This window comes from Halorarum halophilum, assembly GCF_013401515.1.
In the GTDB taxonomy this organism is placed as follows: domain Archaea; phylum Halobacteriota; class Halobacteria; order Halobacteriales; family Haloferacaceae; genus Halorarum; species Halorarum halophilum.
Map to the genome: position 1 here is coordinate 3662973 of NZ_CP058529.1, position 15643 is coordinate 3678615.

The following is a 15643-nucleotide window of genomic DNA, read 5'->3' on the forward strand; positions in this document are numbered from 1 at the left end:
ACTCCACGGGGAGAAGTTAACGTTGTAAAGTCACGTCGGGAATCTCACCTGGGTTTGATATGGGTCCCGGACCCACACATGGTCGATGGAGTCACTGCGATCGAACCGCGGGCGGACGAGGTGGAGCGCGTGAGTCTCGACAGGTTCTCGGTCGAGGGACGGACGGCCGTCGTCACCGGCGCGTCCAGCGGGATCGGGCGGGTCATCGCGGAGACGTTCGCCGCCGGCGGCGCGGACGTCGTGGTGTGTTCGCGCGAGCAGGGGAACGTCGACCCGGTCGCCGAGGGGATCAACTCCGGCGAGGCGTTCGACCTTGCGGACGCCGAGCACGGCGACACCGGCCGGTGTCTCGCGGTCGAGTGCGACGTGACCGACGCCGACGCGGTGGGCGCGCTCGTTGACGCGACCGTCGAGGAGTTCGGGGGGCTGGACGTCCTCGTCAACAACGCCGGCGCGTCGTTCATGGCGCCGTTCGAGGACATCTCCGAGAACGGGTGGAAGACGATCGTCGACATCAACCTCCACGGCGCCTACCACTGCACCCAGGCCGCCGCGGAACCGCTCGCGGAGGACGGCGGGACCGTCATCAACGTCGCCTCCGTCGCCGGCCAGCGTGCGGCGCCGTACATGAGCCACTACGGCGCGGCGAAGGCCGCGCTGGAGCACTTCACGAAGACGCTCGCGGTGGAGTGGGCGGGCCGCGACGTGCGCGTCAACTGCATCGCGCCGGGCTACGTGGCGACCCCGGGCGTCGAGTCGCAGATGGGCGTCTCGGCCGAGAACATCGACAGGGGGGACGTGGATCGCCGCATCGGCACGAGCGAGGAGATCGCTGACGTCGCGCAGTTCCTCGCAGCCGACGCCTCGTCGTACCTCACGGGCCAGACGGTGACCGCCGAGGGCGTCCCGCCGAGCGAGGAACTCCCCGAGACCTAGATCGCGATACTCGCCAGCACCATCGCGGCCGTCGCCGTCACGCCGAGCACGGTGACGGTCGCGAAGCCGAGGCGAACCCGCGCCTTCTTTGCGCTCATAGATGCGGCCTCGCCCGGTCCACGGAAGAACCTACGCGTCCGTTTCTCGGATCTGATTCTCGACGGGCGCGGTCGTGCGCCCGGCGCTCACGACGATCGGCCCCTTAAGTACCCGCCGTCCGAACGGGAGCGCGAATGAGTCAGTCCTCACCCGACCCGATCACGGTCTACTCGGACTACGTGTGCCCGTTCTGCTATCTCGGTCGCGAGTCGCTCCGTCGGTACCAGGAGACGCGCGAGGAGCCGCTCGCCATCGAGTGGCGGCCGTTCGACCTGCGCGCCGGGAAGCGAGGTCCGGACGGGACCATCGACCACGACGCCGACGACGGGAAGGACGACGGCTACTACGAGCAGGCCGCCGAGAACGTCCGCAGACTCCGGGAGCGATACGACGCCGAGATGACGCAGGAGCTCTCCACAGACGTGGACTCGCTTCCCGCGCAGGTCGCGTCGTACTACGTGGACCAGCACTACCCGTACGAGACGTGGCTGACGTTCGACGTCGCCGTCTTCGAGGCGCTGTGGCAGGACGGCCGGGACATCGGCGAGGTGGACGTGCTCGTCGAACTCGCGGAGGAGGCTGGGGTGGAGGGGGACGAGATCCGCTCGGCCCTCGAGGACGAGACCCTGCGCGAGGAGGTACGTGAGCGGTTCACCGAGGCCCGGCAGCGGGGCGTCACGGGCGTCCCGACGTTCGTGTACGACAATCACGCCGCGCGCGGCGCGGTTCCGCCGGAGCACCTCGAACGCCTGGTCGAGGGGACCTGACGCGGGCGTCGGTGTAACTCCGCGGTACGTTTCGAGGGACGAAGAGAACGAGTGATTCGGTCCGACGACCCGACCGATCAGGCCATCGGGAGGACCGTCGTGTAGACCAGCGTCACGATGAGGCCCGTGACCGAGATGATGGTTGTGAGGACCGTCCAGGTCTTCAGCGTCTCGGCCTGGGTGAGCCCGCCGATCTCCTTCACCAGCCAGAACCCGCTGTCGTTGTACCACGAGAAGATGTTCCCGCCGGCGCCGATCGCCATCGCCAGGAACGCCGGGTGGACGGCGAGTTCCGGGACCTGGGGCGCCATGATCCCCGCAGTGGTGAGCATCGCGGCCGTCGCCGACCCCTGCGCGACCCGCACGATGGCGGCGATCAGCCACGCGCTGACGATGAGCGGGATGCCGACCTGGCTCAGCGCGCCGGTGATGTAGTCGCCGATCCCCGAGGCCGCGAGAAGCGCGCCGAACGCGCCGCCGGCCGCGGTGATGGCCGCGATGTTCCCGCCGCTCTTCAGCGCCTCGGTCAGTTCGTCGGTCCACTCCTCGCGGTCCTCGGCGCTGTAGCGGTAGAACGTCCACGCGGCCGCCAGCGCGGCGATCGTCAGCGCGACGTTCTTGTCGCCGAGGAAGCTGATATACGGTCTGACGACCCCGAGCGAGGGGTACACCTGTTCGAACGTGTCGAGTGCGGTCAGCGAGCCGACGAGGACGACCGCAAGGACGATGGGCGCCGCGGACTCGAGGACCGACGGCAGTTGCCCGGTCGACCGCTGGGCGAGCTCCTCCAGTTCGTCCGTCGAAGTCGCCATCGCGTCACGGAGCGGGATGTCCAGCCGCTTGTTGATCCACCGACCGTACAGGAGTCCGGCGGCAAGCGCGGCGGGAATGGCCGTGGCGATGCCGACGAGGATCGTCATGCCGAGGTTGACGCCGAGTTCGGTCGCGACCGCGAGCGGGCCGGGCGTCGGCGGCACGAACACGTGCGTCGTCGCTGCGCCGGCGCCGACGACGACGATGAACAGCGTGTAGTCCCGACCGACGCGGGCGCGCATCGACCGCGCGAGCGGCGCCATCAGGTAGAACACGCTGTCGAAGAAGACCGGGATCGCCAGCACGGAACTGCTCCCCCACAGCGCGATGTCGGAGTTCTCCTCGCCGAGGAGGTTCTGGAACGCCCGGACGATCCGCTGTGCCGCGCCGCTCTCGAGCATCGACTTCCCGATGATCGCCGCCATCAGGATCGGGATGCCGATGCCCGCCATCCCCTCACCGAACGCGGCCGCTACCTCCTCCGCCGCCTGCGGGGGGGCGAAGTCCGGGAGGAACGCGACGTTGAGTATCCCGACGAAGAACGCGGCGATGATCAACCCCACGAACGCAGGGAGGTCCAGCACGACCAGCAACAGGATCACCGCCACGAGCGCAAGGACGAACGTCAACAACGGACTGTGTGCGAATTCTATTGCCATTGGCGTTGACTGTCCGAGATGCTCGAAAGCCGAGAATTAAACAGTACCGGATTTCGATGAGGTACGGAACCGGCAAAATCGCAATACAGCGGCCAGTACATGATTCCGAACCAACCCGTCCAGAGCTCGACTGGTATGGCTTAATTACTTTCTATCTTACATACCTCCGACGGCGGATCGACGTCCCGAACAGCGCCGTTTTCGGCCGGTCGGATCCGTTATCGATACCCCGTTCCCACGCTCCCGACCTCCACACGTTCTCTGACCGACGACCTTTTGACACCTGACCGTTCAGTCAGGGCCATGGGCGAGACACGCTCCCCGAAGCGCCCGTGGCTCGCGGCGCTGCTCGCGCTCGCCGTGACCGGCCTGGGCCACGCCTACCTCAGACGCTGGGGCCGGGCGTTCGCCTGGCTCGCACTGGTGTACGCGGCGTTGGCGCTGTTCGTGCCGTCGGAGGCCGTCGAGGTGGCTGCCCAAGGCATCCGCGGGGGATCGGCGACGCTCCCGCCGTCCGTTGACCCGCTGGTGTTCGTCCCGCCGCTCCTCGTCGCGCTCGGGAGCGTCGCGGACGCGTATCTGCTCGCGCGCGCCGAGCGCGACGAGGCGCTCCGGGCGGCCGCGGGCGAGGGCACGGTCGTCTGTCCGAACTGCGGGCGCGAGGTGGACGAGGAACTCGAGTTCTGTCAGTGGTGTACGACGGAGTTCGCCGCCCCGGACGAGGAGGACGAGACCGAGCGGCGGGGGCGCGTCGAGTGACGGACGAGGCCGCGGCGAACCCCTCGGAGACGGAGCGGGAGATCATGGACGCGACGTTCCGTGCGCTGTGTACGCACGGCTACGCGGACCTCTCGATCGCGAACATCGCCGAGGAGTTCGACAAGAGCAAGTCGCTGCTGTACTACCACTACGACTCGAAGGAGGACCTCCTCGCCGAGTTCCTCGGGTACGCCATCGACTACTTCCTCGCGGACCTCGAGGCGCAGACCGGCGACGATCCGATGGAGTCGCTCCACGGGCTGGTGGACAAGGTGCTGCCGGCCGAACTGGACGGCGAGGAAGCGGACGCGCAGCGCGCGATCACCGAACTGCGGATGCAGGCGGTCACCGACGAGACGTTCCGAGAACGGATGACGGCGAGCGACGAGCGCTTCGCCGCCCACGTTCGCGGCCTGCTCGAAGAGGCGGCCGAGGCGGGAGTCGTCGAGGACGTCGACCTCGAGCGGACGGCGAAGCACCTCCAGGCGACGCTCGCCGGCGGGATGTTCGGCCGCGCGACGACGGATCGGTCGGACGCGTCGGCGGCGATCAGGGAGTCGCTGCACGCCTACCTGGACGACCTCCGGGTCGACGCCGACGACGAGTGAGGTGACCTCCCGCTTCCCTTCGAACCGTCCGCCGACGGGTCGGCTGACGCCCGTCGCTGTTCCCCTGGCCATCGTCCACGGACTCGGGCCGAACGATTAACAGCGAGTAGCCGATCTTACCGATCATGGGACGGGAACGACTCCCCGGAACGGCGTGGACGCGGGCGTTCGTCGTCCTCGCCCTGTTCCTGCTCCTCGGCTCCTCGGCGATCGCGCTGTTCTACTGGCGGCCCTTGCTGGCGGCCGTGATCGTCGTCGTCGTCGCCGCCGTTCTGTCGAAGCTCCGCTCGTCGCGGGGGAGCGACGGAACCCGCTCGGTCTGGAACGCCATCCCGTCCTGGCAGTACTCGGGTCGGCACGTCGAGTCGGGCGGGCTGACCCGCGACGAGCAGGAGCGCGCCCTCCAGGACGTCCAGCGCGAGGCGGACGTTCGGCAGGGGGCGGTCGAACGGAATCGTCGGCAGTAGCCGTCCCACCCTCACAGTCTCCCTGACCAGCTCCGGTCGTCGTTCCCGCTTGGTCGCCAGTTGGCGACCAGCCTTTTCCCCGCGCTCGCGGAACCGGTTCCCATGGCGATCATCGATAGCCTCGTCGTCTTCGTCGTGAGCGCGCTCATCGGGGGGCTCGGCATCTACGTCGGCGCCGCCCTGCTGGCCGGGTCGCGGAGCTACGGTCGCGCGGTGTGGACCGCGCTGATCGGCGCGCTCGTCTGGGTCGTCGTCGACGCGCTGTTCGGCTGGCTCGGCGTCGTGGGCTGGCTCCTCACCTGGCTCGCCTACCTCGCGGTCATCAAGTCCCGCTACCGCGGCGGGTGGCTCACGGCCGCAGGCATCGCGCTCGTCGGCTGGATCGCGGCGGCGGTCGTCCTCTCGGTGCTCGCGGGCCTCGGGGTTGGCGGGTTCTCCGCGACCGGCATCCCGCGGCTCTGAGCGGGACAATCGGACACGATTGACAGTCCCGCGTCGACCGACGACCCACCCCCTATCGTTCGGAGGCCCCAGTCGGCCTCGAGCCCTACTCGTCCTCGAAGCCCGACGTCGTCCTGCGACGACGTTCCTCCAGTTGCTCCTCGAACCACTCCCACTCCCGGGAGAACTGTCCGGTCTCCTTGAGGTTCCACGGGTCCCCCGTCGTCACCGGCGCACCGATCCGGGCGGACTGGACCAGGTTGAACAGCCAGAGCGTAACGCTCACCCCGATGATCGCGGCGCCGACCGTCGCGACCCAGTGGAGGTACATCCACAGGGGGTTCGTGTCCATTGCGATGGCGTAGGATGCCCAACGACGGGGGTGGCCGTCCATGCCGAGGAACATCATCGGGAAGAACGTGACCAGGACGCCGAGAACGAGGGTGTACGCCTGCACACGCGCCATGCGCTGGTCGAACATCCTGCGCGTCAGGAGCGGGAACCAGTAGTACGACGCCGCGAACGTCATCATCGCGATGACGCCCATGACGATGAAGTGGAAGTGGCCGACGACGTAGTACGTGTCGTGGAGCACGCGGTCCACCGGGATCGACGCGAGGACGACCCCCGTCACCCCGCCGACGATGAACAGGCCGACACCGCCGATACAGAGGATCATCGGCGCGGTGAGCCGGATCTTCCCGTTCCACATCGTCGTCATCCAGTTGAACGTCTTCACGGCGCTCGGAACCGCGATGGCGAGCGAGACGGCCATGAACGACGCCTGCAGGCGTGGGTCGATACCCGTCGCGAACATGTGGTGGGCCCAGACGCCGAACGAGAGCACCCCGATCGCCAGCGTCGAGTAGACGATGAACTTGAACCCGAACAGCTTCCGGCCGGCGAACTTCGGGAGGATGAGGCTCACCAGCCCGAACGCCGGCAGGACGAGGATGTACACCTCAGGGTGGCCGAAGAACCAGAACAGATGCTGCCAGAGGAGCGGTCCACCGCCCTCGACGAGGAAGAACGTCGTCCCGAAGTTCCGGTCGAGCAGCAGCATGACGAGCGCGCTGCCGAGCATCGGGAACGCGAACAGGATGATGCCCGAGGTGGTGAACAGCGTCCACGTGAGGATGTCGAGGTTCGCCCACGTCACGTCGGGGTCGCGTTCGGTGAAGACGGTCACGATGATGTTGACGGCGCCGAGCACGGTCGCGATACCCGAGAGGTGGAGGCCGAGCAGCATGAGGTCGATCTGCGGGTTCTCGATCGCGATCGACAGCGGCGTGTACAGCGTCCACCCGGTCGCGGGGGGTTCGAGGAGGAACAGCACCGGGATACGCGGGCCGACCGCCTCGATCATCTTCCCGAACACCTCGGTGACGAGGCCAGCTCGGACGAGCATCAGCGACGGCGGCAGCAGCCAGAATGCGAGCGCGTTCACCCGGGGGAACGCCATCTCGTCGGCGCCCACGAACAGCGGGAGGAAGTAGTTCGCGACGCCGGTGAACGCCGGCGTCACGAAGAAGAACAGCATCGTCAACCCGTGGGTCGTGAACAGCGCGTTGTACGTCTCCTCGTCCCAGACGGTCGCGCCGGGCGTGATCAACTCCGTCCGGATCATCAGCGCGTCCGTCCCGCCCCACAGCGCCGCGACCAGGGCGAACGCGAAGTACAGCATCCCGATGTCGCGGTGGTTCACGGTCGTCAGCCACCTGACCGGGTCGTACGGGAGGGCGGCGCGAAGTCGCGTCAGTCTGGACGCTTGCGTCCCGCCGTCGGGTCGGGTTTCGTCGGTCCGATCGGGGACGCGTCGCCCCGAGCCACGCGCATCACGGCGGACCCGGTGGGAGAGCCACCACGCGCCGAGCAGCAACAGGCCCGCCGTGGCCGCGGCTCCGACCGACTCGGAGAGGGGAGCGGGAAAAGCAGGGAGCATGCTCACGGGTTCACCCCCTCGTGACTTATCCGTGGGGGCCGATCGTCCGTCCCCAGCGTCGTCGCGCCGTCCCTCGTTTCGGGTCGGAATCTCGGCGTGCGGTCCCCTTCCGTTCGAGGCCTCGCCGGTCCGTGACAGTGGGTCCCCATCACCGTCGACTCACTCCTCCGGGTACGCCGGCATCGGGCGCCGCGCGTCGGTCTCCCCGGACAGCCGGCCGTACACGGCGCCGAGCGTGAAGCCGTATGCGACGTGGGCGAACAGGGTCAGCACCCCGAACACGATGAGGATGGCGCCCGAGAGGTCGCCCCGCCCGAGCAGGACGAACGCGACCCACAGCGGCAGCGAGAACCCGATCCCCCGGATCGCGGGGTCCGGGCCGAGCGGGAGGTACGCCTCCAGCGCGACGAACAGCAGCGGCCAGGCGAACGTCCCCGCCGCCACGAACAGCACGAACCCGAGCGTCTGGTTCCCCGGCACCCCCACGAACCGCGCGGCGACCTCGAACAGCCCGATCCGCGAACGCGTCTCCACCTCGATGAGCAACAGCGCGACGGACAGGACGGCGCTCCCCGCTGCGCCGCCCAGCACAGCGCTCGTCGGCTTCTTCATGCCCCGCCCTTCGCCCGTCTCCGGGAAAAACCCACCCGACGGAGGAAAGTACTTGTCGGACGGCTGTGAGCTATGCCCCGTGCCGCCCTCCACCGAAACCGCCCGACTCGCGCTCGCCCTCCTCGTCGTCGCGTCCCTCGTCGCGGTGCCCGCAGCCGTCGACGCCCGCGCGCCGGCCCAGGCCGTCTGCGGGGTGTGTACCGACCAGCTCGACGACGCCGCGGCCGACCGCGGGGTCGCGCTCGAACGCGCGAGCTCGGATCTGACGATCCGGGTCGCGGAGAACGGCTCGACGCGCTGGACCGCGCACGTGACCCTCGCCCAGGGCGCCGAGGCGCTGCGGAACGATTCGCTTCGCGAGGCGGTGGTGGCTGACGCGCGCCGCCGCACCGTCGCGGACCCGGGTGCTGTCGCGAGCAGGGTGGACGACGACACGCTCGTCGTCTCCTACCGCGTCGACGGCGCGACCGAGCGCGAGACGGGCGTCCTGCTGTTCACCGCGTTCCACGAGAACGGCCCGGTCGTGCCGTTCGCGATGGGCGGCCCCGGGCCGATCTACCTCGGCGCCGACGCCGTCGCGCTCCACGCGCCGGAGGGCCGGGCCGTCGCCGGCGACGACGGGAGGGCCGATGGCTCGACCGGCGACGTCCACTGGACCGGCGCCGAGACGGGCATCGACCGATCGACGGTCGTCGCCTTCGTTCCCGAGAACGCCGCGTTCCCCGGCGTCCGGGCGGGGGTCGCACGCCTGCTCTTTCGACTCTGACGTCGGGGGTCGGTCCCGATGCAGCCATCGTTGGCCCCGGTCGAGCGTAACATAGAAGCCTCCACGCCGGCGGGAACCGACCGTCGCGCGGGAGGGCGGCTACCGGGTAGGGACCCCCGCCCGTCCGCGCGGCGGTCGCCGACCGTCGTATGCGACCGAGCGGTCGGTGGGGCGGCCCGGACGTGTTTTCGAGCGGCGTAACTTCGCATCCACGTATATCCGTCTCGCGCTCGAATAGTCCCGATATGGACCACGAGACCAGCAGGCGGCGAGTCGTAGCCGCGCTGTTCGCCGGCGGCGCGACGGGGATGGCCGGGTGCGGGGGGGAGGCGACCTCCGGAACCGAGCCGTCCCCGACAGCGTCCCCCCGGTCGTCCGACCCGTCGCCGACCGACACGGTCATGGACGAGGACACGGACACCCCGTCCCCGGCCAACCCGCCCGACTCGGTCGGTCTCGAGACGCTCGCCACCGGCCTCGAGGCGCCCGTCGACATCGCCTTCGCGCCCGACGCCGACCGCCGGTACGTCGTGGACCAGCCCGGTTTCGTCTACGTCCACGAGTCGGGTGGGCTCCGCGACGAGCCGTTCCTCGACCTCGGTGACTCCGTGGAGGGCGGGTCTGAGAAGGGGCTGCTGGGGATCGCGTTGCACCCGGAGTTCGCGGAGAACCGGCGGTTGTTCGTCCGGTACAGCGCGCCGTCGCGGGAGGGGACGCCCGACTCCTACAGCCACACGTTCGTCCTCTCGGAGTTCACGGCGACCGACGACGGGAGCGGCGTGACCGCGGACTCGGAACGCGTCGTGCTCGAGATCCCCGAACCCCAGCGCAACCACAACGCGGGGTCGCTCGCGTTCGGCCCCGACGGCTACCTCTACGTCGGCGTCGGCGACGGCGGCGGCGCCGGCGACCGGGGAACGGGCCACGCCGACGACTGGTACGACGGCGTCGACGGCGGGAACGGCCAGGACGTGACCGAGAACCTCCTGGGGAGCATCCTCCGCATGGACGTGGACGGCGAGGCGTCGGACGGGAAGGGGTACGCCGTCCCCGAGGACAACCCGCTGGTCGGGCGAGAGGGACTCGACGAGCACTACGCCTGGGGGCTCCGGAACCCGTGGAGGTTTTCCTTCGACGGCGACGACCTGTTCGTCGGCGACGTCGGTCAGGACCACTACGAGGAGGTGAACCTCGTCGAGGCGGGCGGCAACTACGGCTGGAACGTGAAGGAGGGGACCCACTGCTTCGAGGCCGACTCCTGTCCGGACGCGACGCCGGGGGACGTCCGGGGCGGCGAACCCCTCGTCGACCCCATCGTCGAGTACCCCCACTCCGGGGACGGCGTCAGCGGCGTCTCCGTGATCGGCGGCCACATCTACCGCGGATCCGCGATGCCGGGGCTGCAGGGGCGGTACGTCTTCGGCGACCTCGGGGCCGGGGGTCGGCTGTTCGTCGCGTCCCGCCCCGACGACGGCGGCCAGTGGTCGACCGAGGTGATCCCCGTGACCGACGACGACGCCGAGAAACTCGACAGAATCCTCTCGTTCGGCCGCGACGCTGCCGGGGAGGTGTACATGCTCGGGATCGGCGAGAACGGCGGCGGCCTCCACCGCGTCGTTCCCGCGGAGTGACCGGCCGGGCGGGGAACGGACTACGTCCGCCGACCAACCCGTAGCGTTTTACCGACCCACGGCCCCACTCTCCACCATGTCGAACGAGCCGGGCGGCATCGTGGGCGAGTTCCTCTCGCTGAAGGCGTCCACCGACGCCGACGTGCTCGCCATGCAGTGTGGCGACTTCTACGAGTTCTTCGCGGACGACGCCGAACTCGTCGCCGACGAACTCGACCTCAAGGTGTCCCAGAAGTCCTCCCACGGCTCCACGTACCCGATGGCGGGCGTCCCGCTCTCGGAGCTCACCCCGTACCTGAAAGCGCTCGTCGAGCGCGGCTTCCGCGTCGCCGTCGCCGAGCAGTACGAGACCGACGACGGCCACGCCCGCCGGATCGAACGCGTCGTCTCGCCCGGAACCGTCGTCGACCCCGACGGCTCGGCCGCCCGCTACCTCGCGGCGGTCGAGGAGGTCGACGGCGCGTACGGCGTCGCCTTCGCCGAGGTGACGACCGGCCGCTTCCGAGCGGCGGCGGTCGACTCCGCTGACGACGTGCGCGCGGAACTCCACCGCTTCGCGCCGGTCGAGATCCTCCCGGGGCCGGGCGTGCGCGAGGACGACGCGCTGCTGGCCGCGTTCCGGGACGACACGGACGCCCACCTGACGCTCCACGAGACGGAGGCGTTCGCGCCGGGCCGCGCCCGCCACCGCCTCCGCGAGCAGTTCGGGCGCGAGACGCTCGACGCCGTCGGGCTGGTGGCCGACGCCGCGGTCGCCGCGGCCGGCGCGGTCCTCCACTACGTCGACGAGACCGGGGTCGGCGTGCTCGCGTCGATGACCCGCCTCGGCACCCTCGACCCCGGCGGCCGCGTCGCGCTCGACGCCACCACCCAGCGCAACCTCGAACTGACCGAGACGATGGGGGGCGACCGCGACGGAACCCTGCTCGACACGCTCGACCACACCGAGACCGCCGCCGGGTCGCGGCTGCTCCGCGAGTGGGTCACCCGCCCGCGTCGGGACCGAGCGGAAATCGAACGCCGTCACGACGCCGTCGCGGCGTTCGCGTCGGCCGCGCTCGCCCGCGACCGCCTGCTCGACGAACTCGACGGGGCCGCCGACCTCGAACGGCTGGCCGCGCGCGCAACGAGCGGGAGCGCCGACCCGCGCGACCTCGCGGCCGTCCGCGACGCGCTCGGCCGCCTGCCCCGCCTCGCGTCGGCCATCGAGGGCACCGAACTGGCCGACTCGCCTGTCGCGGACGTCCTCGCACGGCCGGACCAGTCGGCCGCGCGCGGCCTCCACGACGAACTCGACGAGGCGCTCGCGGCCGACCCGCCTGGGACCGTCACCGAGGGCGGCATCCTCGCTCGCGGCTACGACGAGGAACTCGACGAACTCGTCGCGGAGTACGAGGAGGCGGAGCGGTGGCTCGATACGCTCGCGGACCGGGAGAAGCGCCAGCACGGCCTCTCGCACGTCACGGTCGACCGGAACACCACCGACGGCTACTACATCCAGGTCGGCCGCTCGGTCGCCGACGGGGTGCCCGAACACTACCGCGAGATCAAGACGCTGAAGAACTCGAAGCGGTTCGTCACCGACGAACTGGAGGACCGGGAGCGCACGGTCCTCAGGCTGGAGGAGGCCCGCGGCGACCTGGAGTACGAACTGTTCCGGGAACTCCGCGAGCGCGTGGTCGAGCACGCCGAACTCCTGCAGGACGTGGGGCGGACGCTCGCCGAACTCGACGCGCTCGCATCGCTGGCGGAGCACGCCGCCACGAACGACTGGGTCCGCCCCGACCTCTCGGACGGGGGCGAACTCGTCATCGAGGCCGGTCGGCACCCCGTCGTCGAGCGGACGACGGACTTCGTCCCGAACGACCTCCGACTCGACCGCGACCGGGGGTTCCTCGTCGTCACCGGCCCGAACATGAGCGGGAAGTCCACGTACATGCGCCAGTGCGCGCTGATCGTGCTGCTCGCGCAGGTCGGGAGCTTCGTGCCCGCCGACGCCGCCCGCGTCCCGCTCGTCGACGGCGTGTTCACCCGCGTCGGCGCGCTCGACGAACTCGCGCAGGGGCGCTCCACGTTCATGGTCGAGATGCAGGAGCTGTCGAACATCCTCCACTCGGCGACCGAAGAATCGCTCGTCATCCTCGACGAGGTCGGCCGCGGGACCGCGACCTACGACGGCATCTCCATCGCCTGGGCGGCGACGGAGTACCTGCACAACGAGGTGCGCGCGAAGACGCTGTTCGCGACCCACTACCACGAACTCACGGCGCTCGCCGAACACCTCCCCCGCGTCGAGAACGTCCACGTCGCCGCCGAGGAGCGCGACGGCGGCGTCACCTTCCTCCGGCGCGTCCGCGACGGCCCGACGGACCGGAGCTACGGGGTCCACGTGGCGGACCTCGCGGGCGTCCCCGGCCCGGTGGTCGACCGCGCGGGCGACGTGCTCGACCGACTCCGCGACGAGAAGGCGATCGAGGCGCGCGGATCGGCGGGCGGGAGCGACAGGGGAGACGGCGTGACGAAACAGACCGTGTTCGACCTCGGGAGCGGGCAGTTCCGGGGTTCTGCGAGCGCGGATGGGGGAGGGGCGAAGCCCCTGGACCCGGCCACCGAGTCGGTGCTGGAGGAGCTGAAAGGGACGGACGTGAACGAGGTGCCGCCGGTCGAGTTGATGGCGACGGTGCAGGAGTGGCGTGAACGCCTGGAGGAGTGAGTCAGCGGGAAGCCGAATCGGGAGTCGGGGGCGGGAGTCGGGTCGCGAGAGCGTCGGCCGGGGTCAGTCCGAGCGCCGGCCGACGATGGTGACGGTGTCCGTCCCCGAGAGTCCGTGTTCCCCGGCCTCATCGCGCTCCCACTCGAGTCTCGCCTCGGACTCGTCGCCGTCGAACCCGGTCTCCCCCGTCGGGAAGTGGAGGACGAGGTCGTCCCGCCCGTCCCCGTTCACGTCCTCGACGTGCCCGCCGTGCGCCGGCCGCGCGCCGCCCCCCTCGCCGACGACGTCGGGTGCCCCGAACCGGTAGCGGACGTCCTCGGTCGTCGGGTCGAACTCGTCGGTCGCGAGCGCCGCGACGGGAATCAGCCCGCGACTGTCGGGATTGATCGGGGCGTCGTCGCTCCCGGGCGCGACGTCGATGTCGAGGTCAGCGGGGAAGTGGGCGGCTGCCAGCCCGCCGAACGCCGCGATTCCCACCGCCGTCGCCGCCGCTCCCGCGCCCGCCCGGAGCACGCCCCGGCGAGCGGTCGAGGTGTCGTTCGTCGTCGGTTCGGCTGATCGTGACACGATGTCGAACGGGTGGCCCATGCTGCACGTAGCAGTTCCGGGGAATGTAGATACAATCTCTGGTGCGATCGACGAAAACAACTGTCACGGGGTGAAGGTGACGCGCTCGGACGTCCCGCTCGGCCGATGGACATGGCAGAACGGCCTTACTTATCGCAGAAACCGCCCCGGTTCAGTTAGACTCACCGCCTCTACTCTTACCTACTCCATCTGTGGCGGGGCCATAGTTAGGAGAAACTTGAACCACCTAACTTATGGCGCGCCTGGTCCAGGCTACGTTAACCATGGATCCGGCGGACTTCGCGAACGGCCCGGGCAGCGTCGACGACTACGACGGGCTACCGTGCTACCGACCGCCGAGCCTCCCGCCGGAGCTGGCGTACAGCGACGACCTGCTCCGGGTGTACGGCGACGCCCAGTACGCGCTGGGGCGGCTGACGACGCTGCACCGCGACCTGGACAACCCGAACCTGCTCATCGCGCCGTTCGTCCACCGCGAGGCCGCGATGAGTTCGCAGGTCGAGGGGACGAACGTCACCATCTCGGACATCTACCAGCACGAGGTCGGCTCGACGCCGGCGCGCTCGGCCGCGGAGGGGGCAGACGTGCGCGAGGCGTACAACTACGTCGACGCCGTGAAACAGGGGTTCGCCCGGCTCGACGCCGGTGAACCCATCGACATCGACCTCGTCCGCGACCTCCACGAGGTGCTGCTCGGCGGCGTCAGGGGCGAGGAGGACCGACCGGGCGAACTCCGCGACGTCCCCGTCTACATCGGCGCGCGGGGGAGCGACCCCACCTCGGCGACGTTCATCCCCGCCAAACCGGACCTGGTGGAGCTCCTGCTCGAACAGCTGTTCTCGTACGCCCGGCGGGGGGAGTACCCGCCGCTGCTGGACGTGGCGCTGTGTCACTACCAGTTCGAGGCCATCCACCCGTTCCGGGACGGCAACGGTCGACTCGGGCGGCTGCTCATTATGCTCCAGCTGTACGACGCCGGGCTGCTCCCGGGGCCGTACCTCTACCTCAGCGCGTACTTCAAGCAGTTCGGCCAGCAGTACCGCGAGAAGCTGCTCGCGGTGAGCACCGACGGCGCGTGGGACGACTGGATCACGTTCGTGCTGAACGCCATCGCCGAGCAGGCCATCGACGGCTACGACTGCGGCGTCCGGCTGAAGGGGCTGAGGGAGGAGTACCGGGGGAAGTTCCCGGGGTCGGCGACGACGCGGGAGCTGGTCGACTACCTGTTCGAGCAGCCGTACCTGACGGGGCCGCGGGCGGTGGAGGCGACAGGCCGGTCGAAGCCGTCCGTGTACGGCGCGATCGACACGCTGGAATCGGAGGGGACCATCCTGGAGACGACCGGGAAGCAGCGGAACAAGGTGTACGAGGCGCCCGAGATTCTGTCCGTTCTGAGTTCGTGAGTGTTCGAGTTCGGAGTCGTCGTCGGAGGCTGTGGTTCTGTGGACGGTCGGAATGCCTTGAAAGCCCCCGTGGCGCTCGACTCGGTGCGGCCGCTGTGGTTCGAAAGGCGTGAAGCGCCTTTCGTGATGACGAGACGCCGAAGGCGTCTCGAACCACGCTCCTCGCCTCACTCGCGCGGCTCGTTCGGCTGCGGTGCTTGTCGGTCCGCGCCAGCGTCGAGCGCCACGGCCCCTTTCAGTCCCGCCCTTAGCCTCACCCTCCCCAACCGCCTGCGCGTCTCGTTCCCTCCCTTCGGTCGGTCGCTGTCGTTCGAAAGGCGCGAAGCGCCTTTCACGGTGTTCTGCGCTGGACCGGGAGGCGGCCGTTCGGGGTACCTACCAGATCAAGCCGAACGATCGAAGACCGAGATGGGGTCCGTCCGAACCGGGCAACACTGGA

The 15643-nt window shown here is 69.6% G+C and carries 14 protein-coding genes; 10 read left to right on the forward strand and 4 right to left on the reverse strand.

The genetic code is table 11. The annotated features are described in order from the left end of the window. Positions 1–129: 129 nt before the first annotated feature. Positions 130–936, forward strand: a complete 807-nt coding sequence (locus tag HUG10_RS18265) for an SDR family NAD(P)-dependent oxidoreductase (RefSeq protein ID WP_218780715.1) — start codon at positions 130–132, stop codon at positions 934–936. 233 nt (positions 937–1169) lie between these two features. Next, complete coding sequence (locus HUG10_RS18270; RefSeq protein WP_179170933.1) at positions 1170–1802, forward strand: DsbA family oxidoreductase; 633 nt, start codon at positions 1170–1172, stop codon at positions 1800–1802. Positions 1803–1879: 77 nt separating this feature from the next. On the opposite strand, the gene HUG10_RS18275 is transcribed toward HUG10_RS18270, so the two are convergent. Then, positions 1880–3274 (reverse strand): GntP family permease, encoded by a 1395-nt coding sequence (locus HUG10_RS18275; RefSeq protein WP_179170934.1) that lies wholly within the window; start codon positions 3272–3274, stop codon positions 1880–1882. A 303-nt stretch (positions 3275–3577) separates the two neighbouring features. On the opposite strand from HUG10_RS18275, the gene HUG10_RS18280 reads away from it, so the two are divergent. The 4 genes from HUG10_RS18280 (at position 3578) to HUG10_RS18295 (ending at position 5570) form a co-directional block, all read left to right on the forward strand. Then, on the forward strand, positions 3578–4033 hold the full coding sequence (locus HUG10_RS18280) for a zinc ribbon domain-containing protein (RefSeq protein ID WP_179170935.1): 456 nt from the start codon (positions 3578–3580) through the stop codon (positions 4031–4033). Continuing rightward, entirely contained in the window at positions 4030–4641 is a 612-nt protein-coding gene (locus HUG10_RS18285; RefSeq protein ID WP_246310188.1) for a TetR/AcrR family transcriptional regulator, read from the forward strand. Before HUG10_RS18280 ends, HUG10_RS18285 begins: the two co-directional genes overlap by 4 nt. Before the next feature lie 125 nt (positions 4642–4766). Further along, entirely contained in the window at positions 4767–5108 is a 342-nt protein-coding gene (locus HUG10_RS18290; RefSeq protein ID WP_179167597.1) for a hypothetical protein, read from the forward strand. Between the two features lie 102 nt (positions 5109–5210). Continuing rightward, a complete protein-coding gene (locus HUG10_RS18295; RefSeq protein WP_218780623.1) occupies positions 5211–5570 on the forward strand; it encodes a hypothetical protein in 360 nt (119 codons plus the stop codon). 85 nt (positions 5571–5655) lie between these two features. Here the strand turns inward: HUG10_RS18295 and HUG10_RS18300 are convergent, their stop codons facing one another. Both HUG10_RS18300 and HUG10_RS18305 read right to left on the reverse strand, forming a co-directional pair. Further along, a complete protein-coding gene (locus HUG10_RS18300) occupies positions 5656–7491 on the reverse strand; it encodes a cbb3-type cytochrome c oxidase subunit I (RefSeq protein WP_179170936.1) in 1836 nt (611 codons plus the stop codon). A 159-nt stretch (positions 7492–7650) separates the two neighbouring features. Further along, positions 7651–8103: a DUF6789 family protein gene (locus HUG10_RS18305; protein WP_179170937.1), complete on the reverse strand. Its 453-nt coding sequence runs from the start codon at positions 8101–8103 to the stop codon at positions 7651–7653. A 79-nt stretch (positions 8104–8182) separates the two neighbouring features. On the opposite strand from HUG10_RS18305, the gene HUG10_RS18310 reads away from it, so the two are divergent. From HUG10_RS18310 to mutS, 3 genes are all read left to right on the forward strand, one after another. Beyond that, positions 8183–8869, forward strand: coding sequence for a hypothetical protein (locus HUG10_RS18310; RefSeq protein WP_179170938.1), 687 nt, complete (start codon positions 8183–8185; stop codon positions 8867–8869). Between the two features lie 245 nt (positions 8870–9114). Continuing rightward, a complete protein-coding gene (locus HUG10_RS18315; protein ID WP_179170939.1) occupies positions 9115–10500 on the forward strand; it encodes a PQQ-dependent sugar dehydrogenase in 1386 nt (461 codons plus the stop codon). Between the two features lie 76 nt (positions 10501–10576). Continuing rightward, positions 10577–13213, forward strand: a complete 2637-nt coding sequence (gene mutS, locus HUG10_RS18320) for a DNA mismatch repair protein MutS (protein WP_179170940.1) — start codon at positions 10577–10579, stop codon at positions 13211–13213. Between the two features lie 63 nt (positions 13214–13276). Here mutS and HUG10_RS18325 read toward each other — a convergent pair whose 3' ends face one another. Next, positions 13277–13780 carry a hypothetical protein gene (locus tag HUG10_RS18325; protein WP_218780624.1) on the reverse strand — a complete coding sequence of 168 codons (504 nt, stop codon included), beginning with the start codon at positions 13778–13780 and terminating at the stop codon, positions 13277–13279. Between the two features lie 284 nt (positions 13781–14064). On the opposite strand from HUG10_RS18325, the gene HUG10_RS18330 reads away from it, so the two are divergent. Further along, positions 14065–15204 carry a Fic family protein gene (locus HUG10_RS18330; protein ID WP_179170942.1) on the forward strand — a complete coding sequence of 380 codons (1140 nt, stop codon included), beginning with the start codon at positions 14065–14067 and terminating at the stop codon, positions 15202–15204. The last annotated feature ends 439 nt before the right edge of the window (positions 15205–15643 follow it).